The sequence below is a fragment of the Sphingorhabdus sp. SMR4y genome (genome assembly GCF_002218195.1).
Classification (GTDB): domain Bacteria; phylum Pseudomonadota; class Alphaproteobacteria; order Sphingomonadales; family Sphingomonadaceae; genus Parasphingorhabdus.
In genome coordinates, this window is record NZ_CP022336.1 from 3,308,008 (window position 1) to 3,333,658 (window position 25,651).

The following is a 25,651-nucleotide window of genomic DNA, read 5'->3' on the forward strand; positions in this document are numbered from 1 at the left end:
TGCTATTGGCTACAAGAGCATATGACCTTCACTCTCGATCGTTTCGACCTCGACGCTTTCGTCGCTGCCACTCTCACCGAAGACCTTGGCGCGGCTTATGGGGCAGGGGGGCGTGATGTGACTTCGGAAGCCGTCATTCCCGCCGATGCGATATTCTCCGGCGTGATGGACAGTCGTCATAATGCGGTGATCGCCGGACTGCCGATTGCCGAGGCTTTTTTCCGCTATCTCGATCCCGATGTGGAGATTGAAATCCTGGTCGCGGAAGGCGAGGCGGTGGCGGAAGGCACCGATATCATGCGGCTGAAAGGCAAGGGTCGGGCGATGCTGACCGCCGAACGCAGCGCGCTCAATACGGTGCAGCATCTGACCGGCATTGCGAGCATGACCAGCGATTATGTGCGGCGGATCGCCGGGACCGGGTGCACGTTGCTCGACACGCGCAAGACGATACCGGGGCTGCGGGTGCTGGAGAAATATGCGACGCGGATGGGCGGGGCTCAGAACCATCGCATGGGCCTGTGGGACGCGGCGATGATCAAGGATAATCATGTCGCGGTGGCGGGGTCGGTCGGCGAGGCGGTCCGGCGTGCCCGGGAAGCGGGCGTCGAAAATATCATCTGCGAAGTCGACCGGGTGGACCAGATCGAACCGGCCTTGGCGGCGGGGGCGACGCATCTTCTGCTCGACAATATGGAACCGGCGACCCTGCGCGGGGCGGTGACGCTGATCGGGGGACGGGTAAAGACCGAAGCGAGCGGCGGCGTGACGCTGGAGACGATCCGCGACAAGGCGGAGACCGGCGTGGATTATATTTCGGTGGGGCGTTTGACGCAGAGCGCGCCGGCGGCGGATATCGGGCTGGATTTTGCACAGGTGTAGAAAGCGTCATCCCAGCGGAGGCTGGAATCCAAACCGATCGTCCGAAGGACGTGGACTTTGGGCTGGGCCGCAGCCTTCGCTGGGGCGACGAATATGTCTATTCTTGTCATTGGCCATGGTCGCAACACCCGCCCAAGCCCAATCCTACCAGTGCCGCCCGCCGTCCGGCCTCAGCGCCCCCGCCGAGCGCAAACCCGCCTCCGAGCCCCGCCGTACTCCGCCCGTCACCAGCTATACGCTGGCGCTCAGCTGGTCGCCGGAATATTGCCGGACCCGCAAGGACAGCCATCGCGACAAGACGCAGTGCAGCGGGGACGACGGCAGTTTCGGCTTCATTCTTCACGGCCTGTGGCCCGACACGCGCGGGCCGGCCTATCCGCAATATTGCGCGCCGACCCGGGCGCTGCCGCCGGCGGTCATAAAGCGCAATTTCTGCATGATGCCGTCGACCAGAATGATGGCGCATGAATGGGCCAAGCACGGGACCTGCATGACCAGGCGGCCCGAGACCTATTTCCGCGTGTCGCGGATAATGTTCGATGCGGTGCGCTTTCCGGACATGGATCGGTTGTCGCGCAAGCCGCTGACGGCAGGCCAGTTTCGCAACGCCTTCGCCGCGGCGAACGAGGGGCTTCAACCCGATATGCTGCGGCTGAAAATCAACCGGCGCGGCTGGCTGCAGGAAGTGAAGCTCTGTCTCGGCAAGAGTTTCCGGCCACAACGCTGTCCTGCCTATATGCGGGCGGCGAAGGACGACAGGCCGGTCAAGATCTGGCGCGGGGGGTGATTTCGCGGTCCGCCCAGTCGGTCAGACTGATCATGACTTTGGCCAGTTCCAGACCCTTGGCCGTCAACTGATATCCAGCAGATTGATGCTCAATAATCCCCAGGGATTTCAAGTCTCCAAGCCGGGCGTTGAGCGTTGTCGGGGACAGCATATCGCATGATTCTTGTAGTGCGCGGAATGTAAACGGCCCGTTTCGCAGCTCCCACATGATCCGCAAGGCCCATCTTTTTCCCAGTGTTTCCAGTAGGATCATAATGGGGCGGTTGCTTTTCTGGTCGTTCAAGCTTGTTTCCTTCTTGACGCTACATATATAGTAGCATAGTTTTGCTACAGAAACTATAGCGAGGAGTAGAAGCATGGGCAATATTTTGGCCCCTGTCATGCCGCCCTATTCACCCGAGTTGACGGCAGTGATGCAACAATATCCCCAGCAGGACGACTATTTGCTGACACTGTTCCGGGTTTTCGCGAACAGTATGCGGTTTGCGAAAAAAGCGGTGCCCAATCTGCTCGACAAGGGTAGCCCGCTAGTTATCCGAGAGCGTGAAATCGTCGTTCTCCGGACGACCGCCAATGCTCAATGCGAATATGAATGGGGCGTCCATGTCGCCATATTCGCATCCGCGGCGGGATTTTCTGAAGCGCAAATCATCGCCACAAAAAATGGCAAATACGACGATCCCGTATGGAACGAGAAGGAAAAATGCCTGCTGGCATCCGTTGATGATCTGTGCCGCTCGGGATCCATGGCTGAAGACAATCTTGCATCGTTTCAGCGGTTTTGGTCCAGAGAGGAGCAGATGGAAATCCTCGCACTGTGCGGCACTTACCATACGGTCAGTTTCGTTGCCAATTGCTCGGAAATCGGACTTGAGGATTTTGCCGCCCGTTTTCCGGCGGCCTAGAATTCGATTGTCCGCGTTCCCGGATGATGCTTGTCGAGATGCTTGCGGATGATTTTCAGGTTCTTGCTGTTCGAGCGCCAGAGAAAGTCGAACAGGTCACCGGCCAGGGGTATTGCGCCCAGCGCCGTATCAATGCCGACATTGGCCGCCATGCGGGTCAGTTGCAGCCTGGACATGCCGAGATTGCGGGCCTCCCAGACGATATAGGCACCCATGATGGCGGTCGCGATATCGCCGACCACCGGGATCAGGCCGACGAGTGAATCGAGGCCGATGGGCCGGTTGATGCCGGGGATGACAAAGGCCCGTTCCAGCACTTTTTCCATCGCTTCGACGCGGGTGCGCACCGCTTGTGGATCGCGGCTGACGTCGGGCAATTGCTCGGCGAGGCGTTTTAACTGTTCTTCGGAAATGGCCATGCGACCTCCCTGTCTTAGACTACTCATACAGTCAGGATATGGGGATGCCGACCAGATTATTCAATGGATGCCATCCACGCGGGTTGACCGCAAAGCCGCGCTGCCCCGGCCGGGCAATAGACCAGCGTATCGGAACCGCGATGGGAATGAAATTATAGTGATCGACGAGCAGTTGCTCGACCTCGGCATAGAGCCGGGCCTTGATCTGCAAATTGGTCGCCGCATCGGCTTCGTTAATCCTTGAATCGGCATCGTTCAGGCAGACGGTCGTCTTGAAGCAGGTGAACTGCTTCAAGAACCATTGGGCGCTGTCATAGGGAGCGATTTCGTCCAGCAACTGGACATCGGCTCTCTGGTTCAATGCGACCTTCCGCGCGTCCAGGCCCACTCTCCGGAGATCGGACTGGATGCGCTTGAACAGGATGTCGGCGCCGGCTGCATCGGGCAGCGCGATGGCCAGTGGCACGACTGGCCCTTCCGTGGCCTTCCAGCGGCTGACATGGTCTCTGGCGAAGGCTATCCGGTCCTGCATAGTCATGCCGGCCCAATCGGGATAAGCGTTGATCCCCTCTACATCGAGCGCTTCGGGGATGATCTTGAGCCGGCTTTGCCAGGCGCTGACACCGGGAAAGGAGGTCAGCAAGGCCGGACGGTTGATCGCCATCGCCAAAATCTCCCGGTTGCCGGGAACCGCCCAGAAACCATTGGCGCGAATGAAGCGCAATCCGAACAGGCCGGCGACCGGATCGAGCCGCAAGTCGCCGCTGCTGATGTCGCCGGCATCGACGAGCGGGAGATGATGATATTTGCCGTTCAGCACCACTTGCACGGCACCGGCACGATATCGGGAAATGGCTACGGCTGCCGGATCACTGCGCAGCGAGACCCAGCGGTCATCCTCTTCTTCTTCATCGTCTTCTTCCTGTGACGGTTCATCGAAGAGCGACAGTTTGATCCCGTTGTCCTCGCTCAGCAGGCGCATGGGGCCGGCGCCATGGCCTGCCCGAAACAGTCCGAGCTCGGGCTGGGCAAGCAACTGCAGGAAATTGGGGTGCGGGGCATCCAGTTTGATTTCGATCACCCGGCCGGTCATCGACACCACTTCGTCGACCACCGACACGTCATATTGCAACCGGCTTTTGCGCAATTCGCGAAAACGTTCGCGGAGCAGCCGGGCCACCCGCTCGGCGGTGATCTGCCGGCCATCGTCCCATTTCGCATCGTACAGGCGGAATATGTAGCTGAGACCATCATCCGAAACGATCCAGCGGGCCGCCAGTGCGGGCACAACCCGGCCTTCTGCGTCCAGTCCGACGAGGCCCTTGGCCATTGCCGCGCGCATGGTCGAGGAAGCGAAATTCAGGCGTGTCCCGATCGGATTGATCCGCGTTTCGCCGTCTTCAATCACGGTAACCCGGACCTGGTCCTCGTTTCCGGCGAAGCCGCACGCTGCGAGCGCCGCCACCCCAAGAGCTGCCACAAGGCCATTGAGCCAGAAGGAGGATCGGAAACGCATCATCGCCTTATACGCAGAGTGCGGCTGGGATGCACATTGGAAATATTATCTTTCCAACCCGCAATCCGCTCAGCCACCAGACTTCGGGTGACATAGAAATAGAGCGGCAGGACGGGCATGTCAGCGACCAATATTGCCTCCGCTTGCCGCATCAGCGATTGCCGTCGAGCCGGGTCCGGTTGAGCGATCGCCAGCGCCAGAATCTTGTCATATTCCGGATTGTCATAGCCCGCGTAATTGCCCGCGCCATTGGTCTGCTGATGAACCAGAAGGAAATTTTCGGCTGTCGGCAGATCGGCAATCCAGCCGGACCGAGCGAGCGAGAATTCGTGCCGGCGCAGCGCCGCAAAATGCAGGGCAGCCTCGCTGTTGAACAGGCTGGCCTCGACCGCAAGCGGCTGCCACATGGCGGCCAGTGCAACGGCAACCCGGCGATGTTCGGCGGAACTGTTGAATCGAATCTCGAACCGCAGGGGATTGGCCGCGTCGACACCGGCTGATGTCAGCAGAGTGCGCGCGGCTTGCAAGCGCTTCTCGCGGGGCCAGTCCGCCCATTCCGGCCGCATCGGTTCCGTTCCGGCGAGGCCGGGAGGGAGCAGACCCCAGGCCGGAATATTTCCGACCCCGAGCACCTTGTCGGCTATCCATTCGCGTTCCACCGCCATCGACAGGGCCTTGCGGACCCTCGCGTCGTCGAAAGGCGCTGTGCGGGTGTTAAAAGCGAAGTAATAGCTGCCGAGATAGGGAACGCTATGGATGATCTCCGGATGGTTCTGCTTGAGCCATTGGTGCCGGCTGGCCGGATAATCCGCGGCAATGTCCGCACCGCCGGCCAAGAACAAACGCATGGCTGACAGGCTGTCATCCATAGGTTTCCAGATTACGGTCGGGGTGGGGGCGTTTCCATCGTGCCACAGCGGATTGCGCTCCAGCCGGGCGTGATCGTTCAATTTCCAGTCGGCCAGTCGATAGGGGCCGCTGGCGATCATCGGCCGGTCTGAGGTCCATTGGTCTCCGGCCTGGTGTATCCGGTGTAGAGGGATCGCGGCCAGAGCCGGATGGGCCAGCAGCGCGGGCAGGGATGGATCGGGCGAGGCAAGCGTGACAATCACCCTGGTCCTGTCGGGCGCTGTGACGCTCGTGATATTGCCGAACAGGGCCAGCGCAGGCGCTGCTGTCCCGGACGCGCGCAGGCGACGCAGCAGAGCCGGGAAAAGTTCGGCATCAAAAGCGGTGCCATCGGAGAAGCGCAAATTTTCCCGCAAGGCAAATGTCCAGATCAGGCCATCAGACGAATTCTGCCAGCTCTTTGCCAGGCCCGGCTCCGCCACGCCTCCGGCATCCAGACGAGTCAATCCCTCGAACTGGTCTGCGGCAACCCGAAGTGACGACAGGTCGGAGATTTTCTGCGGGTCGAGCCCCTTGATCTCCGAATCGGACAAGCGAACGATTTGCGCCGGGCCGGGCGCGCTGTCGACCGCCGGGCCGCTGTCGCAGGCAATCAGCAACAGGCAGGTGCAGAGAAGAGCGATATAGCGCATGGGACCTGTCTAGATGGTTTTGCCGCCTCGACAAAGTGCAACTCTTGTGCTTGTTCATTGCCCCTAGGAGAAATGCTGCATGACCGGTTTACAATATGATATTTCCAATATCGGCGAGGTCGGACCCAATATTCTGGCGCTGCTTCCCGAAATTGCGGCGCGCGCGGCGGAAACCGAGAAGGCGCGGCGCCTGCCGGCTGATCTTGCTGCAAAACTGGCCGGTGCCGGTGCTTTCAATCTGTCCAAGCCGGCGTCGCTCGGCGGACTGGAACTGGAGCCGCTCGACTTCATGAAAATTGTCGCCACGGTAGCCGAGGCAGATGCCAGTGCCGGCTGGTGCGTGATGATAGCGGTCACATCGACGCTCGGTGCTGCCTATATGCCGGAACCGGCGGCGCGCGAAATATTTGGCGCAGAAGACGTGATCACCGGCGGTGTTTTCGCACCGATGGGCAAGGCCGTAGACAAGGGTGATCATTATCTGCTGAGCGGCCAATGGCAATGGGGGTCGGGTTCGGCCAATTGCTCATGGCTGGGGGGTGGCGCGATGATCTTCAAGGATGGCGAGTTGCAGAAATTCGACAATGGCGCGCCCTATCACCGGATGCTGTTCTTTCCGGCCAAGGACGTTGCCTTCATCGACAGCTGGCATGTTTCGGGGCTGAAGGGGACGGGTTCGGGCGACTTTTCCATCGAGGGCCTGAAAGTCCCCAAGGAGCGCAGCGTCTCTTTTGTCGGTGACCGGCCACGCGATCCGGCTGCCTTGTACAAATTCCCGCTCTTTGGCCTGCTGGCTCTGGGAGTCTCATCCGTCGCCTTGGGCAATGCTCGCGCCGCGCTGGAAGAAATCGGCACCGTAGCAATCAACAAGAATACACCCGGTGGGGGTCGGTCAATGGCGCAGCGGGCCACGGTACAGGCGGAGCTGGCGCGGGCAACCGCCTTGCTCGGCGGTGCCTTCGGCTATCTGGAAAATGCCATTGCCCAATGCTGGAGCGAAGCGCAGGGCAGTGCGGACATTTCCGTGAAGGGGCGGGCCAATCTGCGCCTTGCCTGTACCCATGCCACGGAAATCTCCGCGGAAATCTGCAAGACCGCCTATACGCTTGGCGGCGGTGGCGCTGTCTATTCGGACAACAGCCTGCAACGTCGCTTCCGCGATGCCCATGTCGCCACGCAGCATATCGCGACCGCTCCTGCGGTGTTCGAGCTGGCCGGCCGGATATTGCTGGACCAGCCCGTCGACATGGCGATGCTGTAACAATCGGATTGATATCCAGAAAATGGACCGTCACGCTTGTCGTCGCTGCGCCGGTTTTTAAAACTGGTGCGGACGGCGGGACTCGAACCCGCACACCCATTTCGGATAGCAGATTTTAAGTCTGCTGCGTCTACCATTTCGCCACGTCCGCACCGGTAGCTCCAGCTTTCGCCGGAGCCTAGCGACAAGCATTATTGCGCGGGCGCGGTCAAGTCCACAGACGCAAATTAGCAGAATATTTCGTTAATCAGCCCTTGTTCAGCCGCTCGCGGATTTCCTTGCCGGGCTTGAAATAGGGCACTCGCTTGGCAGGAACCTCCACCGATTCACCCGTGCGCGGGTTGCGGCCGGTGCGCGGATTGCGCTGGCGGGTCGAGAAAGCGCCGAATCCGCGGAGTTCCACGCGTCCGCCATCAGCCAGTTTCTGGCTGATCTGATTGAAAAACAGATCGACTATCTTCTCGATTTCATCCGGTTTCAATTCCGGATTTTCTTCAGCCAGTTTTTCCAATAATTCTGAACGTATCATCGGTGCGCCTTTCCGATTTCCGGTCGATCCAATGAACTTCCCTGCAGGAAACTTTCGGAATCGGGCGGTCTGTCAATTTTTAGACTCTCATTGATGCCAGAAATTCTGTCTATTTTCAATGGTCTTGGCAACCTTGTCAAAAACCGGTGTCAAATGGGATGTGCCATAGAAAAAGCCCGCCCCGATCGAGGGGCGGGCTCTTCCGTAAATTTCCAACTGAGAATGAAGGACTATTCTTCCTTCTTCTTCAGCGCGGCACCGAGGATGTCGCCGAGGCTTGCACCGGAATCGGTCGAGCCGAACTGTTCCACAGCCTGCTTCTCTTCGGCCAGCTGATGCGCCTTGATCGAGAAGTTCGGTTTCTTCGAACGGTCGAAGCCGGTGATCATCGCGTCGAGCTTCTGACCAACCTGGAAACGGTCCGGACGCTGCTCGTCGCGGTCGCGGCCCAGATCGCTGCGCTTGATGAAGCCGGTTGCGCCATCGTCGCCCATCTGGACTTCGAGGCCGCCGTCGCGAACTTCCAATACGGTGACGGTTGCCACAGCGCCTTTCTTGAGGCCTCCGGTATCCGCGCCGCCCATGGCAGGTGCACCTTTTTCAAGCTGCTTCATACCAAGCGAAATCCGCTCTTTCTCTACATCAATGTCGAGAACGATGGCTTTGACCTGCTCGCCCTTGTGGTGGAGGTTGAGTGCGTCTTCGCCGGAAATGCCCCATGCGATGTCGGACATGTGAACCATGCCGTCAACGTCGCCTTCAAGGCCGATGAACAGACCGAATTCGGTGGCATTCTTCACTTCGCCCTCGACGGTGGCACCGATCGGATGCGTATCAGCAAAATCGGTCCACGGGTTGGACTGAGCCTGTTTCAGACCCAGCGAGATGCGGCGTTTTTCGGTATCGACTTCGAGAACGATAACTTCCACTTCCTGCGAGGTGGAAACAATCTTGCCCGGGTGGACGTTCTTCTTGGTCCAGCTCATTTCGGAAACGTGGACAAGGCCTTCGATACCAGGCTCCAGTTCCACGAAAGCGCCATATTCGGTAATGTTGGTGACCGAACCGGTGAGCTTGGTGCCGACAGAATATTTCTCGGTGGCGCTGTCCCAAGGATCGCTTTCGAGTTGCTTCATGCCAAGCGAAATACGCTGGGTATCCTTGTTGATCTTGATGATCTGGACTTTCAGCGTGTCGCCGATGTTGATCATCTCGTTCGGGTGGTTGACCCGCTTGTAGGAAAGATCGGTAACATGGAGCAGGCCGTCGATGCCGCCGAGGTCAACAAATGCACCATAATCGGTGATATTCTTGACGACGCCTTCGGTAACCTGACCTTCAGCCAGGGACTCGATGAGGCCGCTGCGCTGTTCGGCGCGGGTTTCTTCGAGAATGGCGCGACGCGACACAACGATATTGCCGCGCTTGCGATCCATCTTGAGGATCTGGAACGGCTGGGCAATGTCCATCAGCGGGGTGACGTCGCGCACGGGGCGGACGTCGACCTGGCTGCCTGGCAGGAAGGCTACGGCGCCGTCGAGGTCGACCGTGAAGCCGCCTTTGACGCGACCGAAGATAATGCCTTCGACGCGATTGCCTTCGTCATATTCTTTTTCAAGCTTGTCCCAGCTAGCTTCGCGGCGAGCGCGATCGCGAGACAGCATGGCCTCGCCGTTCACATTTTCGATACGGTCGACATAGACTTCGACTTCGTCGCCAATGGAAATGTCGGCTTTCTGACCGGGAGCGGCGAATTCGCGCAGCGCTACACGGCCCTCTGATTTCAATCCCACATCGATGACAGCCATGTCGTTTTCGATGCCGGTTACGGTGCCTTTGACGACGCGGCCTTCAAAGCCCTGGTCTTCGCCACCGAGTGATTCGTTTAACATTGCCGCGAAATCGTCGCGGCTTGGAAATGCCGTTGAGGCCATATGGTTCAATCCTTGATAGTCAATTTTTCTGGCCAGGCGGTTGGTTCCGCCGGTCTTGGACCAAAATTGCCACGGTCACCTCATGCGACCGCTGCATCCACCAGAAAACTGCCGATGTTGGTTCCTGCAAGGCCAAGCGGAAATAGCAAAAAGCTGCGCCGAAGTCGGGCCGGTTGTTAGACAGCCCGTCTTGCGCATCATTTGTCTGCTATGCCGGATCTTTATCGTGCCGGCCGCTTATCCTCGCATTCACCAAGGCAATTGCCTGTTGAACGGCGGCGTCTATAGTCAAATCGGTGGTATCTAGCAAGTCTGCATCTTGCGCGGGCTTGAGCGGTGCAGTGCTGCGGTTCTTGTCGCGCTCGTCGCGCTTGAGAATGTCGGCAAGAATATCATCGAAATTGGCCGGCTCGCCGCGCCGTTTCATTTCCTCGAAACGCCGCACGGCGCGCGCTTCTGAAGAGGCTGTCACGAACAGTTTTACATCGGCATCGGGCGCGATGACCGTACCGATATCGCGACCATCCAGCACCGCGCCACCCGGTTGATAGGCAAAGTCCCTTTGCCTCTTGTCGAGTGCGCGCCGGACCTCCGGATGGATTGATACCCGGCTGGCCAGGCCGCCGACCGTTTCGCTGCGCAGTCCCGGATTGTCGAGCAGGGTACCGTCAAATATACAGGCGGCCAGCGCATCGGCAGGATCGTCGGCATTGCCGCCCTGGTCCCTGAGCGTCCAGCCGACCGCGCGATAGAGCAGGCCGGTGTCGAGAAAGGGCAGGGTGAAATGTTTCGCCAGCCTTTTGGAGATAGTGCCTTTGCCCGAAGCTGTAGGGCCATCGACCGCGATAATCATGAATCCTGCCTCGCATGATCCCGATAGGATTTCCACAGTCCGCCCAGCGCAATGAGGATCCAGACGATCTCGAGCAGCAAGGACGCCAGATTGAAATGCACCATCAGCGACAGGGTGAGCAGAAGGGCGCCAATCAGGTTGATACCATTGTAGACAAAGCCGTTCACGGTCTTGGCATAGACGTTATAGGCATAGGCAGACACGATCGATATGCTGCCCAATATGCCGATCACATTGGCGGAAAATCCGTCGATCATTTGGAGGCGAGCGTCTGCATGAGGTCTTGAAACCCCGGGAAACTGGTCTGCACGGGCGTGATATCGTCGATCGCGAGGCCGGATTTTGTCACCAGGCCTGCCACTGCGAAGCTCATCGCTATACGGTGGTCCAGCGCGGTCTCGATCACCGGCTTGGTGCGCGCGCCCGGCAATGGTTTGCCGCCACTGCCTTCGATAGTCAGACCGTCGTCCTTCTCGTCGAGCTTTACGCTGAGCGCCTCCAGGCCCTTGGCCATTTGTGAAAGGCGGTCGGATTCCTTGACCCGCAATTCATGCAGGCCGCGGGTGGTGGTGGTGCCGCTGGCCATCGCCGCCGCGACGAACAGAACGGGAAATTCGTCGATCATGCTGGGCGCGATGGCCGCCGGCACGTCGATGCCGGTGAGCGGGCTGTGCCGGACATGAATATCCGCCACCGGTTCGCCGCCGACCGTGCGCTTCCTTTTGAAACTGATGTCACCGCCCATATCCTGCAGCACTTCGAACAGGCCGGCACGGGTCGGATTGATCCCGACATTTTCAATGACAATATCCGATCCGGGCACGATCAGGGCCGCAACCACCATGAAGGCAGCGGAAGAAGGGTCGCCGGGCACCTTGATCTTTTGCGGCTGCAGTTCCGCTTCGCCGGTCAGAGAGATGATCCGGCAACCCTCGGCATCGGTCTCTACATTTAGCTCCGCGCCGAACCCCCGGAGCATGGTCTCGCTATGGTCCCGGGTAAGCACGGGTTCGACGATCCGCGTGATGCCCGGCGTGTTGAGACCGGCCAGAAGAATCGCCGATTTGACCTGCGCAGAGGCAACCGGTAGCCGATATTCAATCGGAATGGCCGGGCAAAGGCCTCTTACCGTCAGCGGCAGACAGGACTTATGGTCCGATGTCTCGCGCGCCTGGATGTCGGCGCCCATATCCGAGAGCGGATCGATCACGCGGCCCATCGGCCGTTTTGACAGGCTCGCATCGCCGGTGAAGGTTGCGGATATGCCGTGGGAAGCGATCAGCCCCATGAGCAGACGCGTCGATGTACCGCTATTGCCCATGTCCAGAACGTTGGCCGGCTGCATCAGACCGCCAACGCCAACTCCGTGAACCGTCCAGACATCGTCCTTTTTCTCGATTTTGGCCCCCATGGCGCGCAGGGCGTCGGCGGTGGCGAGAACATCTTCTCCCTCCAGCAGTCCGGTGATCCGGCTTTTACCGATGGCGAGCGCCGACAATATCAGGGCCCGGTGGGAAATGGATTTGTCACCGGGAACGGAAATTTTGCCGCCGAGCGGGCCAGACGGCTTGAACGTTACTGGCTGGGGAGTGTTGCTTGTCATGTCAGAGCTTTGTTAGCGGAACGCACGAATGATTCGTGCAGGAATATCAAACGGCTTTTGACAGCGCTGCAAAGCTATGGCAAGGCGCGCCGGATTTCGCGGCTGAATTAGGCAATACTTGACTCGCCGTATAGCAGACTTACCTATCAACGAACTGATTTAGACAGGATTTGGACACCAGCCATGGTTAAACCGGAATGGGGCACAAAGCGCACATGCCCGAAATGTGGAACACGTTTTTACGATCTGGGCAAAGAAGACCCGGCTACCTGCGTTGAATGCGGAGAAAGCTTCGTGCCGGAAGCGGTACTCAAATCCAAGCAGCCTTTGCCTTTTGAAGCGCCGAAGAAGGCCGTGAAGAAGGACGAGGATTCGGTTGACGATGATGATCTGGACATCAACATCGATGATGACGAGCCGTCCCCGGACAACGAAGTCGACCTTGGTGGCGACGATGATCTGGGCGTCAGCAAAGGCAAAGGTGACGACGAACCCGACGAAACCTAATTTTTGATTTGCATCTTGGAGAGTGTCTGGATTAAAGGCGCTTTTCAAATGGGGCCTTAGCTCAGCTGGGAGAGCGCTTCGCTGGCAGCGAAGAGGTCAGCGGTTCGATCCCGCTAGGCTCCACCATTTTCCTGAATCTCCCAAAAAACCCGCCAATTCCGTCCGAATGAAAAGGGCGGAACTTGCGATCATCCGACGACAGTTCGGAACCGCAGGCTGCGATTCTCAATGATCTTGCGATTCGGTCTGCATATCATCTGGCGAAGCGAATAGCGGCTCTCCGAGAATGAAGCCGACGATATTGGGGCTGCCCGTCTGGGCAAGCAGCGCCTTGCCCACGATCAGCAGCGGCACCGCGATCAGGGCTCCCGCCAATCCCCAGATCCATGTGAAATAGCTGATAGCCAGCAGGATGACGACCGGGTTCATCGAAAAGCGCCTGCCGAGAATCGACGGCGTGACCAGATTGGCTTCGATGGTTTGCAGGGCGATATAGGCCAGCGTCGGGACCAGGCCACCGCTCAGGTCGCCCGTGGAGGCCGCACCGAAACCGAACAGGAGCACCGCCATCAGCATGGGGCCTAGGTAGGGAATGAAGTTCAGTATCGCCGCCAGACCACCCCACATGAGTGGCGATTCGATATCGAGTGCCCAGGCGCCGGAGGCGACGATCACGCCCACCGCGATATTGATCGTGGTCACAGCGCCGATATAGTGGGACAGGTCTCCGGTAATGCTGCGCCCGGCCCGGGCCGCTTTCAGGCTGGTGGCCAGGGTCGATCGTTTCGACAATATGATCCGCTTTAGCCGCAGACGCGACTCGAGCATGAAATAGACCAGCAACAGGACCAGAAGAAGTTCAAGGAGCACGGCCGGGGTCGCATAGGCCGCTTCTTCCATGACGGTGGGACTGGCCAGCACCACTTCCTGGCCTCTGGATTCGCCGATGGTGGAAGAGAATTCTGTCCCCATCTGCGAAACCGACGCGGTGAACTGGCGGATATCCACCAGCCGTTCCTGCAATATGTTGGTGATATCCGGAAATCGTTCGGCCAGCTCCAGGGCCGGCTGCAGGATCAGCAGGAACCCGAACACGAGAAAGAGGAGAAAAGCGAGGACGGAGAGAAAGGCGGCGATCGGGTTTGGCATTCCCTGCTTTGCCAATGCGCCGGTCAATGGCAGCAGCATCAACATGATGACCATGGCAGCAAACAGCGGTCGGAAGAACACCGCACCGGCAGACAGAACGAAGGGCACGGCAAGGAACAGTCCGAGCGACAAAAGGAAAATTATCGTTGAATATTGCCTTCGTGTCGGTTTCGTCTGACTCAGCGGCCCACCGGTGAAGGGCTCAATGCTGGCATTCTGGCCGTTATGATGTGTGTCATCCTCCAATATGCTTCGTGCCTTTCCGAGCAAATCTCTCTGTACCGGCGGTGCATTTCGAGGCTACAACCGGGTAATCCAGTGCGAGTGCCACATCGGATTGCAGCGCCTTGCCTTCGCTTCTCTTGCATTCGGCAAGCGTCGCGAACCTACGTTCGTCCCGCGCCATTTCCCGGCACAGGCTCATGTCGTCCGAACATCCCATCAGGATGATGGCATAAGCGAGGCTGCTGATCATATCTGGCTCCATCGGCTTTCTATTGCACTTGGTTGGAAAACGCGGTCATCCCCAAAAGGTTGCGAAGGACAAGTCGGTCGCCTCGGATCACGGGGGCGGACCACGCTGCGCAGCCGTTGCCATTGGCGCTTATCGCTGTTAAACGCGGCTCCGCGCAGCCCCGGCTTCGCTCGAGCGGTTGCCAGCGGGAAAATCCGATTTTCAAACGCAATCATTTTGCCAGAACTGGCGATAGCCTTGCGAGGCAAAGAGGCAATCACACTGTGTGAACGGCAATCCTGTGTCTGCCGATATTAGAAAGTTTCCAGAAATCTGATGGCCAAAGTACCCACCCATTATGATGCGATAATTCTTGGTGCCGGCGGGGCCGGTCTGATGTGCGCCGCAGTCGCCGGTCAACGCGGGCGGAAGATATTGCTCATCGATCATGCCGACGAGCCGGGGAAGAAAATCCTGATTTCCGGGGGCGGGCGCTGCAATTTTACCAATATCGGCACCGCGCCGGACCGTTATCTGTCGCAAAACAAGCATTTCGCCAAATCGGCGCTCAGCCGCTATTCTGCCGCTGATTTCATCGCGTTGGTCGACCGCCATGGCATCGACTGGCACGAAAAAACGCTCGGACAGCTTTTCTGTGACGGCTCGGCGCGGCAGATTGTCGATATGTTGTTGTCGGAATGTCCGGAAAACAGCGTCACGCTGTCGCTGGGAAAGACAATCAGTGCCGTCAGCCATAATGACGGTCGCTATCGCGTCGAATATGGTGGTGAGACGGCCTTTGCACCCTCGCTTGTTGTTGCGACTGGCGGTCCTTCCATCCCGAAAATGGGGGCAACCGGATTCGCTTATGATCTTGCCCGCCAGTTCGGCCTGAAAATTGTCGAGCCACGGCCCGCGCTGGTGCCCTTGACCCTGGGCGGCGAAGAAACCCTTTTCCGGTCGCTCTCCGGCGTGTCCGCCCCGGTTATCGCGCGCTGCGGGAAAACGGCATTTCGGGAGGCCGCCCTGTTCACCCACAAAGGGCTGTCCGGTCCGGCGATCCTGCAGATTTCATCCTACTGGCAGCATGGCGAATCGATCGAGATTGACTTTCTCCCAGACCTTCAGGATGATTGGCTGGTCCAGGCGAAGAAATCCTTGCCGCGGCTTTCGCTCAGAAAAGCGATCAACGCTCATCTGCCCGCCCGGTTAACCGACACGCTGGTCGAGCGGATTGCGCTCGAAGGAGAGTTGGGAAATCTGACCGACAAGAAGCTGGATGAGGCGGCGCGCCGTCTGTCGCACTGGCGTTTCATGCCCAGCGGAACCGAAGGTTTCGCCAAGGCCGAAGTCACCGCCGGCGGCATCAGCACGGCGGAACTTTCGTCGAAAAATATGGAAGCTAGGCAAGTACCCGGTTTTTATGCTATTGGCGAAGCCGTTGATGTCACCGGCTGGCTCGGTGGCTATAATTTTCAGTGGGCTTGGGCGAGTGGCCATGCTGCCGGCAAGGCAATATGATCCCAGCGCAAACCGTCTAACAATAACATGATCTTCATAAACCGCAGGCGACTGGCAGTTCCGCGCGGCTTTCACATTTGCCACGGAATACAGATATTATGCCTTTCTCGACATTATCCCCGCTTATCGCCGAGGCGCTTGCGGCACACGAATATGACAAACCGACGCCGGTTCAGGCCGCTGTTCTCGAACCGGAGGCGGATGGCCGCGACCTTATTGTCTCGGCCCAGACCGGCTCCGGCAAGACCGTGGCCTTTGGTCTGGCGATGGCGCCGCAACTGCTTGACGACAACGGGCGTTTCCCGTTTCTGGTCGAGCCGCTGGCGCTGGTGATCGCACCGACCCGCGAGCTTGCCCTTCAGGTGAGCCGCGAACTGACCTGGCTCTATCAGCCGGCCGGTGCGCAGATCGCGACCTGTGTCGGCGGTATGGATGCTTCGAAGGAACGCCGGACGCTGCGGCGCGGCGCGCATGTCATCGTCGGCACACCGGGCCGGCTGCGCGACCATCTCGAACGCGGTGCGCTCGATCTCAAAAACCTTCGTGCGGTGGTCCTCGATGAAGCGGACGAAATGCTCGATATGGGATTCCGTGAAGATCTGGAAGAAATTCTGGATGCTACCGGGGAAGAGCGGAGAACCCTGTTGTTCTCGGCGACCATGCCGAAATCGATCGTATCGCTCGCCAAACGCTACCAGAAGGATGCGCTGCGCATCTCCACGGTCGGCGAAGATCGCGGCCATGGCGATATTGCCTATCAGGCGATCACGGTCGCGCCTGCCGACACGGAGAATGCCGTGGTCAACCTGCTGCGTTTTCACGAAGCGGAATCGGCCATGCTGTTCTGCGGCACGCGTGAGGCGGTGCGCCGTCTGCACGCCAGCCTTGTCGACCGCGGCTTCAGTGCCGTGGCGCTGTCCGGCGAACATACGCAGAGCGAGCGCAATCAGGCGATGCAGGCCCTGCGCAGCAAGCGTGCCCGCGTCTGTGTCGCGACCGACGTTGCGGCGCGCGGGCTGGATCTGCCGACCCTGAGTCTCGTCATCCACGTCGAGATTCCGCGCGACGCCGAGACCTTGCAGCATCGTTCCGGGCGGACCGGGCGTGCCGGTAAAAAGGGGACGGCGGTCATCATCGTGCCGTATCAGCGACGCAAGCGGGTTGAATCCATGCTGCGCGGCGCGAAAATCAATGCCGAGTGGAAAGACGCACCGACGCGGGCCGATATCCGCAAGAATGATGCGGAGCGGTTGATCGAGACCCTGTTGCAGCCGGTAGAGATCGACGACGATGATAGAGAGCTGGCGAAGCGCCTGATGGCTGAGAAAACGCCGGAAGAGATCGCGGCAATGCTGGTGCAGTCGCACCGCGCCAAAATGCCGGCGCCGGAGCAGATGCTCGATCGTGGTGCCCAGTCGCAACCCGCGCCAGGCGGTCCGCGCCCTGGGTTTGAAGACACGGTCTGGTTCAAGATGAATGTCGGCCATAACCAGCGCGCGGACGCCCGCTGGCTGCTGCCGGTGCTGTGCCGCCGCGGCCATATCACCAAGAATGAAATCGGCGCGATCCGGATCAACGGTGACGATACATTGTTCGAAATTCCGCGACGGGTGGTGGACAAGTTTACCGCCGCCATTGCCGAAAAGAGAGAAACCGGCGGCGATGATACCGATGATATCGTGATCACCCAGTTCGAGGGCAAACCGCGCGACGAAGCCAAGCGCAACCGCAAGGGCGGGCGAGGCGACAATGCTGCGGGCAAACGTGATTACAGCAATGCCAGCAAGAAATTTGGCGGCAAGAAGTTCGGCAAGAACAAGTTCGGCGACAAGAAGCAGGGTAACAAGCCCGGCGGCGGCAAGCCTTACCAGAAGCGCAAGCCGGAAGGTGAAGGCGGCTCCGACGGGGGCGGGTTCAAGAAAAAGGCTGACTATAAGAAAGCTGACCATAAGGGTGATCGCAAGTCCGGCTCCAGAGACAAGTTTGGCGGCGGCGGCAAGAAGCCGCATCGCGGTAAGCGTCCCTATGAGGGCGCAAAATCCGGCGAGTCCAAGGCGGACTGATTCTTTCGATGACCGGTGCCATTCAGATACTGGTTGATGCGGACGCCTGCCCGGTAAAGGATGAAATTTACCGGGTGGCGGATCGTCACGGCGTGGCCGTGGTGATCGTCAGCAACAGTCCGTTCCGAGTGCCCAATCATCCGCTGGTCAGCCGGGTGGTGGTCAGCGACGCCTTTGATGCAGCCGATGACTATATCGCAGAGCGCAGCGGGGCGCGCACGGTCGTGGTCACGTCCGACATCTTGCTGGCCGATCGATGCGTGAAGGCAGGAGCAGCCGTCGTCGCATCGAATGGCAAGCCGTTCACTGCGGATTCCATCGGAGCGGCGGTGGCCACGCGGGCGATCATGGCAGACTTGCGCGCCGGCATGGGTAGCGAAAATATCGGCGGCCCGCCGCCATTCAGCAAGGCAGACCGTTCGCGCTTTCTGTCGTCTCTCGATGAAATACTGGTGCGCTTAAAGCGGCTTGGCTAGTCGATCGTAACCTGAAAGGTCAGCGCGAAGCTGCTCGCCGGTGCCAATGAAGCGGCCGTTGCCGTGATGGTGGACCCGGACAGATATGCCCCATAGGGATCGCTCTCGTCACTGCCGGTGGCATCATCATCTTCTACCGTTGTTGCGGATCCGCAATTGCTGCCGCTTCGCATGGTTCCGGGATTATAGGTGAATGGCCCGGAGAGGTTGTCGGTCGCGACAATCGAATCCGCGGTCGCTGCGCCGCTGTTGCTGATCAGGATGCAATATTGCACGATGGCATCGGGTATCCGTTTCGGATTGTCAGACCCATTGACCGGATCGCTGATAATCGAGCTGATCTTGGTCACGCTGAGGGTGGTCGTCGGCCGGCAGAATGTGATGTCATGGATCGACATCGCCTGATTGCCCGAAGACGTCGGTGTTGTTGGCAGGTGATTGCCATAGACAATGGTGACCGAGTCGACCGGTGAGGTGAAGGTGACGACGACATTGCCAAAGGGATCGGTGGCACCCGATGCCCCGTCGCCAATGACGCTGTTGCCGCTGACATAATTTGCGGTGTTGTTGGACAGGGTGGGCAGCACGGTGCTGCCGTTATATGTGCCGGTGACGGTGACCCTGTCGGTGAACTGGTTGGCAGCATAGTCGATATCGAAAATCTTGAACTGAAGCCCAGGAACGGCAACCGGCAGCGTCAGGGTCGTGCTCGAACTGTGCGTCTCGTTGCCGTTGTTCATATAGAAATAAAGTGCCCGGGTGCCGGACGCACCGCCGCCCGAATTGCTGGTGGTTATTTCCGGGGTACCGTTGATGAAACCGTTTGGCGGCTGGGTGACATTGAACAGGATATTGCCCAGGCCCGACACATTATAGGTTTGACTGAGCGAACCGGACGGTGACCATGCGGTCGGAGAGGCCCAGCTGAACTGGATCTGGTTGGCAGTGGAGCAAACGGAAGTCAGCGGCGGTACATAGCCCGGCAGACGACCACCGGCAGTGAAGCTGACGCTGGCATAATCATCCTCGCTGGTTACGCCGTTATTGGGCGTGGAATCATGGTCATAGGCTGATGAGGTGCGGATCTGCGCGGTGTTGGTAATGGTTCCGGACGAGGCGGTGATGGTGACGCTCAATTCGATCGTGACTGTCTGTCCCGGCGCTATGGCAGTGCCCAGGGTCCAAATTCCGCCGCTATAGGTGCCGGTGCCCGATGTGCCGGTGAGGGTGACGCCGGCCGGCAGATTGTCGCTGACCGTGACACCGGTTGCTGTCAGTTCCGATGTCGCAGAGTTGGTCACCGATAACGTATATCGTCCGGTGTTGGTGGACGTTGCGCCAAAACTTTTGGTCAAGGACAGGTCCGCTGACGGCGCAAGCTGGGTTATGTAGAGGTCGGCCCGGCGAAAGGATCCGGTATCAATGCCCTGCTGGTCGCAAATCCTGAGCGTCCATGTGCCAAAGGCATTTTCCCCGTCAAAGGCGGACAGGCTGTTCTGCGGCGTTCTGCTGCTGGCATATACCGGTGTGAGGGAGTCATTGGATGTGTGCGAAGCGATGGAGCCGTCATTGCCTTCATCGTCAAACTCGACATTCAGATTGTTCGCGCTCCCACCGACATAGTCCATCAGCGTGACGACGGTACCGCCGGGCGAGGTCAGGCTGATTTCCAGATCGCGGCGGTAGGTGTGGTCCAGCAGGACGCCAATATTGACATCGCCGATTATGTAGCTTGTGCCGACGTTGAAATAGCGATCCACTGTCGCCGGACAGGCATTGTCCGGGATCGAGGCTGTGCTGCTGTTCGAATAGGTGGTTACGGTCTGGGCTTCGGCCCGCGCTCCCGCGAACAGAAGCGTCGCGCACAGGCAAAGCAGTCCCCACATCCATGCGTGAACGGTCAATCGGCTCTGGCCCCCGAAAGATTTCCCCAAAAACATGGGCATTCCCTATCCCGCCAGGGCTAATTAATGGTTAACCATGCGACAGCAAGGAAAGGTTTTACAAGTATTGCAGGCAGGTTACATCGCAGGAGGCGACCCAGACGTGCCCAATCAGGCCGGATTCCAGTCTCCGCGGCCGGCCATCCAGAGGCTGATGGCAGCGAGCGCCGCAGTATCGGCGCGCAATATCCGGGGACCGAGCGAGACCGGCACCGACTGGGGGAGGGCGCGGATTAACGCGTTTTCGGCATCGGAAAAACCGCCTTCCGGACCGATCAGGATCGCGGCCGGGCCGTCATGGGCAACCAGCGCCTTGCGGAAACTGCCTTCGCCGCTTTCATGGATGCGCTCGTCGGCAAAGAAGAGATGGCGGTCGGCGGGCCATTGCTCGAGCAGGTCGGTCAATTTTAGCAGCGGATCGAGTATCGGCAGGGCGGTGCGTTCGCATTGTTCCGCTGCCTCGATCATATGGGCACGCAGTTTCTCGTGCTTGATATTGGGGCTCTGGGTGCGCTCGGTCCGCACCGGAATCATTTTGGCGACGCCCAGTTCGGTCGCCTTTTCCGCGATCCAGTTGAAACGGTCCTTCTTGATCGGCGCGGTGCACAGCCAGAGGTCTGGAACCGCTTCCCGTTCGCGGGTCTTGCCATCGATGGTCAGAATCAGGTCGCGTTTTCCAAGGGCTGCAACATGGGCGAGATATTCACCGCTACGATCGTCGAACAGCTTCACCGGATCACCCTGCTTGATCCGCATGACCTTGAGCAGATAATGGGCATGGCTGCCGTCGAGCCGGATTTCGGCGCCGTCAGCGAGCGCGAGATCGACATAGAGACGCGGGGCGCTTTGTGGCGGGTAGGCGGGTGTGGCTGGCATGGAGAATGTTTAGCGCTCGCTTCTGCTTTCGTCATGCTGAATTTATTTCAGCATCTCTTTCGGAAGAATGCACATGTCCGAGGGAGGTCCTGAAATAAACTCAGGATGACGAGTGAAACAAGTTCAGGATGAGGCGTGAGAGAAGTTCAGGATGACGAACCAGGGAAATGGCGATAAGCGACTGGCATGTCCGATCCGTCCAACCAAATCGTCCCCGATTCCGAACATAGGGGCATTGTCGGCCTGCTGCCGACCGCAGCCCGGCCCTTCGCCCTGCTCGCCCGCTTTGACCGCCCGATCGGCTGGTGGCTATTGTTCTGGCCCTGCGCCTGGGGTGTGGCGCTGGCTGGCGGTGCGGTCGTGCGCTGGGACCTGCTGCTGTGGCTGTTGCTCGGATCGATCGCGATGCGCGGCGCGGGTTGTGTCTATAATGATATCGTCGATCGCGATCTCGACCGTCAGGTGGAACGAACCCGCTCGCGGCCTCTGGCCAGTGGTGCCACATCGCTGAAAGCGGCCTGGATATGGCTCGGGATTTTGTGCCTGATCGGCCTGACCGTCTGGTTTCAGGTCAACACCACCGCCAAGCTGGTTGCGCTGGGCAGCCTCGCGCTGGTGGCCGCCTACCCGTTCATGAAACGCATCACCTGGTGGCCGCAGGCCTGGCTGGGGCTGGTGTTCAGCTGGGGCGCGCTGGTCGGCTGGCTGGCGATAGTGCCGCAGTTTCACTGGGCCATGGTCTTGCTCTATTGCGGGTCAATATTCTGGGTGATCGGCTATGACACGGTCTACGCGCTGCAGGACCGGGAAGATGACGCGCTGGTCGGTATCCGGTCGAGCGCGCTGCGGCTGGGCGAGAATGTGCGCTTTGGCGTGCTGTTCTTCTATCTTGTCGCGCTCTCGAGCTGGGCCGGAGCATTATGGATGATGCGTCCGCACTGGCTGGGTCTTGTGGCGCTGGTGCCGGTCGGGCTGCACCTCCTCTGGCAGGTCACGACACTGAAAACCGGCAATGGCGATGATGCACTGGCCAAATTCCGGTCCAACCGCTTTGCCGGTCTGTTGATGTTTCTTGCTTGCGTGGTTCTCGGCCTGGCGGGCTAGCGTCCGGAGAAATTGGATTGCGTTTCGCAACCCATGAGAGCTATGCTGTTTAATCGAATAACTAATCCAGTCTCCCAGAGATATTTGCATGAAGAAACGCCGCCTGGGCCGAAGCCCGATCTATGTATCCGAAATCTGCATGGGCACGATGACCTTTGGCAGCGGTGCGGACGAAGCGATGTCGCACCGGATCATGGACGAATCGGTCGAGGCGGGGATCAATTTCTTTGACACGGCAGAAAATTATCCGGTCCCACCAAAGCGGGAATGGGCGGGGGAAACCGAGAAGATCGTCGGCCGCTGGATGAAGGGCAAGGATCGCGACAGCCTGATCATCGCCACGAAAGTGTCCGGTCCCAGCCATGGCTGGATAGAATCGGCGCAGCGTGCCGGTATGACGGCCCTCGATCGCCACAATATTGTCAAGGCGCTGGATGACAGCCTCAAGCGGCTGCAAACCGACTATATCGATCTCTACCAGACCCACTGGCCCGATCATGGCACGGCTTATGACGAGACAATGGAAGTGCTCGACGAGGAAATCCGCAAGGGCAAGATCCGCGCGATCGGCTGCTCCAACGAAACCAGTTGGGGGCTGATGAAATCGCTGGAAGCCTCCGAGCGGCTGGGCGTCACCCGCTATTGCACGATCCAGAATAATTTCAGCATGAACAATCGCCGGTTCGAGGATGAACTGGCGCAGGTCTGCCGGATGGAAGGGGTCAGCCTGATCCCCTATTCGCCGCTCGCCGGTGGTGCCCTGTCGGGCAAATATAATGACGGCGCGATGCCGGAAGGCGCGCGTTTTTCGGCTTATTTGAATATGGGCGGTCGGCAGAAGAAAATGGCGGAGCGTTTCGTCAATCCCAAGTCGGAAGAATCGACCAAACGGTTCATGGCTATTGCCGAGGAGCTGGGCGTTGCCCCGGTGACACTCGCGACCGCCTGGTCCAAGCAGCATGATTTCGTCGCCTCCACCATTGTTGGCGCAACCCACACCGACCAGCTGCCCGAAATCTTTGCAGCCGCCGATCTCGAGCTTAGCCCCGAGATGATGAAGCGGATCTACAAGATCAGCCGGGAAATCATGTACCCGATGGGCTGAGCGCCTGAAGCCCGAAACAGAAAGACAATCTATGAACCGTTTCCTCGAACATTGCGGCGCGAAATATCCGATCGTACAGGCGCCAATGGGCTGGATCGCCCGCTCGCAACTGGCCTCGGCTGTGTGTAACGCCGGCGGGTTTGGTATTATCGAGACTTCGTCGGGAGAGACCGAAGCCTGCATGGCCGAGATCGAGAAGATGAAGGAATTGACCGACGCCCCGTTCGGCGTCAATCTGCCGATCATGTTCCTGAAAGACCCGGCGATTCTGACCCGCGTCTGTGAATCCGGCGTGAAATTCGTGACAACCTCGGCCGGCAGTCCGCGCAAATTTGTCGGGCCGCTGCAGGAAGCGGGGATCGTGGTCTATCATGCGGTCCCGACCGTTGCTGCGGCAATGGGGTGTGTCGAGGCTGGCGTCGACGGTCTGATCGTCGAGGGCGCGGAAGGTGGCGGTTTCAAAAATCCCGAGGAAGTCTCTACCCTGGTGCTGTTGCAGGCGATCCGGCGACAGACCGATATCCCGATGGTCGCTGCAGGCGGCATTGCCGACGGCAAGGGGATGGCTGCGGCTTTCGCGCTGGGCGCGGAAGGGGTGCAGATGGGCACGCGTTTTGTGTCGAGCGCAGAAAGCCCCGTGCACCATAATTACAAGCAGGCGATACTCGATGCCAAGGAGACCGGCACCTATGTGCTCAACAAGAAAGCCTCACCCTGCATCCGCGCGCTGAAGACCGAGCGGACCGCAAAAATCCACGAGGACGGAGTGATGCCGCCGGATACGTTCAAGGGCATCATGGATGTCTATTTCGGTGGCGATATGGAAGCCTCCGTAGGTCTCGCCGGACAATCTTCCGGTTTGATTGACGAGGTGAAAACTGCCAAACAGATTATCGACGAAACGGTGAGCGAATTTTTCGAAATCACCGCAGGACTGGGCGCGCTTGCCGCCGACAGAAATTTCTAGAAACACAGAAGAGAGGAATATCCCTATGAGTCAATTTCCCGACGCAAAGCAACTGTTCACTACCGTCACCGAGGACGGCAAATCGATCCTGTCGATCGAACCCTATGACGTGCCCGAGCCGAAAGAGCATGAAGTCGTCGTCCGGATGGAAGCGGTGCCGATCAATCCTTCCGATCTCGGCCTGCTGACCGCCGCCGCCAATATGGACACGGTGCGTAGCGAAACCGTCGACGGCCATCCGGCGCTGGTAGCGGATGTCGATGCGGCGATGCAGCCGTTCTTCAAGGGTCGTGCGGGCAAGAAACTGGCCGCTGGTAACGAAGGCGCAGGCACAGTGGTTGCCGCCGGTTCTTCCGACGCGGCGCAGGCACTGATGGGCAAGGTCGTGACGATTGTTGGCGGCGAAATGTATCGCACCCATCGCGTCATGCCCGCGGCCATGTGCGTGCCTTTGCCAGAAGGGGCACCCGCTAAGGAAGGCGCGTCGCTGTTCGTCAATCCGATGACCGCTCAGGGCTTCGTCAACACCATGCGCGCGGAAGGCCATGAAGCGCTCGTCCATACCGCAGCAGCGTCCAATCTCGGGCAAATGCTGGCCAAGCTGTGTCTCAAGGAAGGGATCGATCTGGTCGCGATCGTGCGCAGCGATGAACAGAAGAAAATTCTCACCGATATCGGTCTGACTCACGTGATCGACAGCAGCAAGAGCGACTTCATGGAGAAGCTGATCGCGGCGTTGGCCGAAACCGGCGCGACGCTTGGCTTCGACGCCATCGGCGGCGGCAAGATGGCGAGCTATATCCTGACCGCAATGGAAAAGGCGGCGGCCGTGCGCGGCGCGGAATTCAGCGTCTATGGTTCGACCGTCCACAAGCAGGTCTATATCTATGGCCGTCTCGACACCGGCGAAACCATTCTTGGCGGTGGTCTCGGCCTCTACTGGGGCGTCGGCGGCTGGCTGCTCACCCCGCATCTGGAAAAGGTCGGCCGCGACCGGATGATGGAAATGCGCATGTTTACCGTCGAAGAGCGCAACGGTATCTTCAACAGCGACTATTCGAGCGAGATCAGCCTGATGGACATGATCGATCCGGAAATCGCCAAGGGCTACGAGAAGAAGGCGACCGGCGAGAAGGTGCTGGTGAATCCCAGCCTGTAGAGACTCGCGATAGGGATATCATCACCCAGGACCCGATCCTGAGGCCAGAGCGGCAATGCGCTTACTGTGGTGCCTGCCGCTCTGGGTCCTGAAACAA

At 59.2% G+C, this 25,651-nt stretch carries 25 protein-coding genes and 2 tRNA genes; 13 read left to right on the top strand and 14 right to left on the bottom strand.

The annotated features are described in order from the left end of the window. The first annotated feature begins 21 nt into the window (after positions 1-21). The gene (gene nadC, locus SPHFLASMR4Y_RS15975) at positions 22-882 is read left to right on the top strand and encodes a carboxylating nicotinate-nucleotide diphosphorylase (RefSeq protein ID WP_089134435.1); all 861 of its coding nucleotides are present in this window, start codon (positions 22-24) and stop codon (positions 880-882) included. Between the two features lie 115 nt (positions 883-997). After that, positions 998-1,669: a ribonuclease T2 family protein gene (locus SPHFLASMR4Y_RS15980; RefSeq protein WP_089134436.1), complete on the top strand. Its 672-nt coding sequence runs from the start codon at positions 998-1,000 to the stop codon at positions 1,667-1,669. Here the strand turns inward: SPHFLASMR4Y_RS15980 and SPHFLASMR4Y_RS15985 are convergent. After that, on the bottom strand, positions 1,647-1,952 hold the full coding sequence (locus SPHFLASMR4Y_RS15985) for a winged helix-turn-helix transcriptional regulator (protein ID WP_222102938.1): 306 nt from the start codon (positions 1,950-1,952) through the stop codon (positions 1,647-1,649). The two genes, SPHFLASMR4Y_RS15980 and SPHFLASMR4Y_RS15985, sit on opposite strands and share 23 nt — an antisense overlap. 73 nt (positions 1,953-2,025) lie before the next feature. On the opposite strand from SPHFLASMR4Y_RS15985, the gene SPHFLASMR4Y_RS15990 reads away from it, so the two are divergent. After that, complete coding sequence (locus SPHFLASMR4Y_RS15990) at positions 2,026-2,574, top strand: carboxymuconolactone decarboxylase family protein (protein ID WP_089134438.1); 549 nt, start codon at positions 2,026-2,028, stop codon at positions 2,572-2,574. On the opposite strand, the gene SPHFLASMR4Y_RS15995 is transcribed toward SPHFLASMR4Y_RS15990, so the two are convergent. Genes SPHFLASMR4Y_RS15995 through SPHFLASMR4Y_RS16005 form a run of 3 tightly spaced genes read right to left on the bottom strand, consistent with a single transcriptional unit; the run spans position 2,571 to position 6,050 of the window. Then, positions 2,571-2,993 (bottom strand): DUF4112 domain-containing protein, encoded by a 423-nt coding sequence (locus tag SPHFLASMR4Y_RS15995; protein WP_089134439.1) that lies wholly within the window; start codon positions 2,991-2,993, stop codon positions 2,571-2,573. The genes SPHFLASMR4Y_RS15990 and SPHFLASMR4Y_RS15995 overlap by 4 nt on opposite strands. Before the next feature lie 31 nt (positions 2,994-3,024). Then, positions 3,025-4,512 (bottom strand): ABC transporter substrate-binding protein, encoded by a 1,488-nt coding sequence (locus SPHFLASMR4Y_RS16000; RefSeq protein WP_089134440.1) that lies wholly within the window; start codon positions 4,510-4,512, stop codon positions 3,025-3,027. Further along, positions 4,509-6,050 carry an ABC transporter substrate-binding protein gene (locus SPHFLASMR4Y_RS16005; protein WP_089134441.1) on the bottom strand — a complete coding sequence of 514 codons (1,542 nt, stop codon included), beginning with the start codon at positions 6,048-6,050 and terminating at the stop codon, positions 4,509-4,511. The genes SPHFLASMR4Y_RS16000 and SPHFLASMR4Y_RS16005 overlap by 4 nt, the downstream gene beginning before the upstream one ends. A 79-nt stretch (positions 6,051-6,129) precedes the next feature. Here SPHFLASMR4Y_RS16005 and SPHFLASMR4Y_RS16010 point away from each other — a divergent pair, with 79 nt between their 5' ends. Continuing rightward, positions 6,130-7,311 (top strand): acyl-CoA dehydrogenase family protein, encoded by a 1,182-nt coding sequence (locus SPHFLASMR4Y_RS16010; RefSeq protein ID WP_089134442.1) that lies wholly within the window; start codon positions 6,130-6,132, stop codon positions 7,309-7,311. A 64-nt stretch (positions 7,312-7,375) separates the two neighbouring features. Here SPHFLASMR4Y_RS16010 and SPHFLASMR4Y_RS16015 read toward each other — a convergent pair. From SPHFLASMR4Y_RS16015 to aroA, 6 genes are all read right to left on the bottom strand, one after another. After that, a tRNA-Leu gene (locus tag SPHFLASMR4Y_RS16015) sits at positions 7,376-7,462 on the bottom strand. A gap of 96 nt (positions 7,463-7,558) precedes the next feature. Beyond that, positions 7,559-7,840, bottom strand: a complete 282-nt coding sequence (locus SPHFLASMR4Y_RS16020) for an integration host factor subunit beta (RefSeq protein WP_089134443.1) — start codon at positions 7,838-7,840, stop codon at positions 7,559-7,561. 230 nt (positions 7,841-8,070) lie between these two features. Continuing rightward, complete coding sequence (gene rpsA, locus SPHFLASMR4Y_RS16025; protein ID WP_089134444.1) at positions 8,071-9,774, bottom strand: 30S ribosomal protein S1; 1,704 nt, start codon at positions 9,772-9,774, stop codon at positions 8,071-8,073. Between the two features lie 208 nt (positions 9,775-9,982). Continuing rightward, entirely contained in the window at positions 9,983-10,627 is a 645-nt protein-coding gene (locus tag SPHFLASMR4Y_RS16030) for a (d)CMP kinase (RefSeq protein WP_089134445.1), read from the bottom strand. Continuing rightward, positions 10,624-10,884, bottom strand: coding sequence for a CBU_0592 family membrane protein (locus tag SPHFLASMR4Y_RS16035; protein ID WP_089134446.1), 261 nt, complete (start codon positions 10,882-10,884; stop codon positions 10,624-10,626). Before SPHFLASMR4Y_RS16035 ends, SPHFLASMR4Y_RS16030 begins: the two co-directional genes overlap by 4 nt. Further along, positions 10,881-12,230: a 3-phosphoshikimate 1-carboxyvinyltransferase gene (gene aroA, locus SPHFLASMR4Y_RS16040; protein WP_089134447.1), complete on the bottom strand. Its 1,350-nt coding sequence runs from the start codon at positions 12,228-12,230 to the stop codon at positions 10,881-10,883. The genes SPHFLASMR4Y_RS16035 and aroA overlap by 4 nt, the downstream gene beginning before the upstream one ends. Positions 12,231-12,413: 183 nt before the next feature. Between aroA and SPHFLASMR4Y_RS16045 the strand changes: the two genes are divergently transcribed. Further along, positions 12,414-12,737 (top strand): TIGR02300 family protein, encoded by a 324-nt coding sequence (locus SPHFLASMR4Y_RS16045; RefSeq protein WP_089134448.1) that lies wholly within the window; start codon positions 12,414-12,416, stop codon positions 12,735-12,737. Positions 12,738-12,787: 50 nt separating this feature from the next. After that, a tRNA-Ala gene (locus SPHFLASMR4Y_RS16050) sits at positions 12,788-12,863 on the top strand. A gap of 99 nt (positions 12,864-12,962) precedes the next feature. On the opposite strand, the gene SPHFLASMR4Y_RS16055 is transcribed toward SPHFLASMR4Y_RS16050, so the two are convergent. Together SPHFLASMR4Y_RS16055 and SPHFLASMR4Y_RS16060 are read right to left on the bottom strand one after the other, a co-directional pair. Beyond that, entirely contained in the window at positions 12,963-14,132 is a 1,170-nt protein-coding gene (locus tag SPHFLASMR4Y_RS16055) for an AI-2E family transporter (RefSeq protein WP_186265978.1), read from the bottom strand. After that, on the bottom strand, positions 14,122-14,361 hold the full coding sequence (locus SPHFLASMR4Y_RS16060; protein ID WP_145955574.1) for a hypothetical protein: 240 nt from the start codon (positions 14,359-14,361) through the stop codon (positions 14,122-14,124). The genes SPHFLASMR4Y_RS16055 and SPHFLASMR4Y_RS16060 overlap by 11 nt, the downstream gene beginning before the upstream one ends. A gap of 315 nt (positions 14,362-14,676) precedes the next feature. Between SPHFLASMR4Y_RS16060 and SPHFLASMR4Y_RS16065 the strand changes: the two genes are divergently transcribed. The 3 genes from SPHFLASMR4Y_RS16065 to SPHFLASMR4Y_RS16075 all read left to right on the top strand — a co-directional run bounded on the left by SPHFLASMR4Y_RS16065 (position 14,677) and on the right by SPHFLASMR4Y_RS16075 (position 18,400). After that, positions 14,677-15,861 (top strand): NAD(P)/FAD-dependent oxidoreductase, encoded by a 1,185-nt coding sequence (locus SPHFLASMR4Y_RS16065; protein ID WP_089134451.1) that lies wholly within the window; start codon positions 14,677-14,679, stop codon positions 15,859-15,861. 98 nt (positions 15,862-15,959) lie between these two features. Beyond that, entirely contained in the window at positions 15,960-17,924 is a 1,965-nt protein-coding gene (locus tag SPHFLASMR4Y_RS16070) for a DEAD/DEAH box helicase (protein WP_089134452.1), read from the top strand. 20 nt (positions 17,925-17,944) lie between these two features. Then, entirely contained in the window at positions 17,945-18,400 is a 456-nt protein-coding gene (locus tag SPHFLASMR4Y_RS16075) for a YaiI/YqxD family protein (RefSeq protein WP_089134949.1), read from the top strand. Here the strand turns inward: SPHFLASMR4Y_RS16075 and SPHFLASMR4Y_RS16080 are convergent. Then, entirely contained in the window at positions 18,397-20,340 is a 1,944-nt protein-coding gene (locus SPHFLASMR4Y_RS16080; protein ID WP_186265979.1) for a proprotein convertase P-domain-containing protein, read from the bottom strand. The genes SPHFLASMR4Y_RS16075 and SPHFLASMR4Y_RS16080 overlap by 4 nt on opposite strands. Before the next feature lie 114 nt (positions 20,341-20,454). Continuing rightward, positions 20,455-21,219, bottom strand: a complete 765-nt coding sequence (locus SPHFLASMR4Y_RS16085; protein WP_089134454.1) for a 16S rRNA (uracil(1498)-N(3))-methyltransferase — start codon at positions 21,217-21,219, stop codon at positions 20,455-20,457. 186 nt (positions 21,220-21,405) lie between these two features. Here SPHFLASMR4Y_RS16085 and ubiA point away from each other — a divergent pair, with 186 nt between their 5' ends. The 4 genes from ubiA to SPHFLASMR4Y_RS16105 all read left to right on the top strand — a co-directional run bounded on the left by ubiA (position 21,406) and on the right by SPHFLASMR4Y_RS16105 (position 25,554). Continuing rightward, the gene (ubiA, locus tag SPHFLASMR4Y_RS16090) at positions 21,406-22,323 is read left to right on the top strand and encodes a 4-hydroxybenzoate octaprenyltransferase (protein WP_089134455.1); all 918 of its coding nucleotides are present in this window, start codon (positions 21,406-21,408) and stop codon (positions 22,321-22,323) included. Between the two features lie 88 nt (positions 22,324-22,411). Continuing rightward, complete coding sequence (locus SPHFLASMR4Y_RS16095; protein ID WP_089134456.1) at positions 22,412-23,428, top strand: aldo/keto reductase; 1,017 nt, start codon at positions 22,412-22,414, stop codon at positions 23,426-23,428. Between the two features lie 31 nt (positions 23,429-23,459). Next, positions 23,460-24,395, top strand: coding sequence for an NAD(P)H-dependent flavin oxidoreductase (locus SPHFLASMR4Y_RS16100; RefSeq protein WP_089134457.1), 936 nt, complete (start codon positions 23,460-23,462; stop codon positions 24,393-24,395). A 25-nt stretch (positions 24,396-24,420) separates the two neighbouring features. Beyond that, a complete protein-coding gene (locus SPHFLASMR4Y_RS16105; RefSeq protein ID WP_089134458.1) occupies positions 24,421-25,554 on the top strand; it encodes a zinc-binding dehydrogenase in 1,134 nt (377 codons plus the stop codon). The last annotated feature ends 97 nt before the right edge of the window (positions 25,555-25,651 follow it).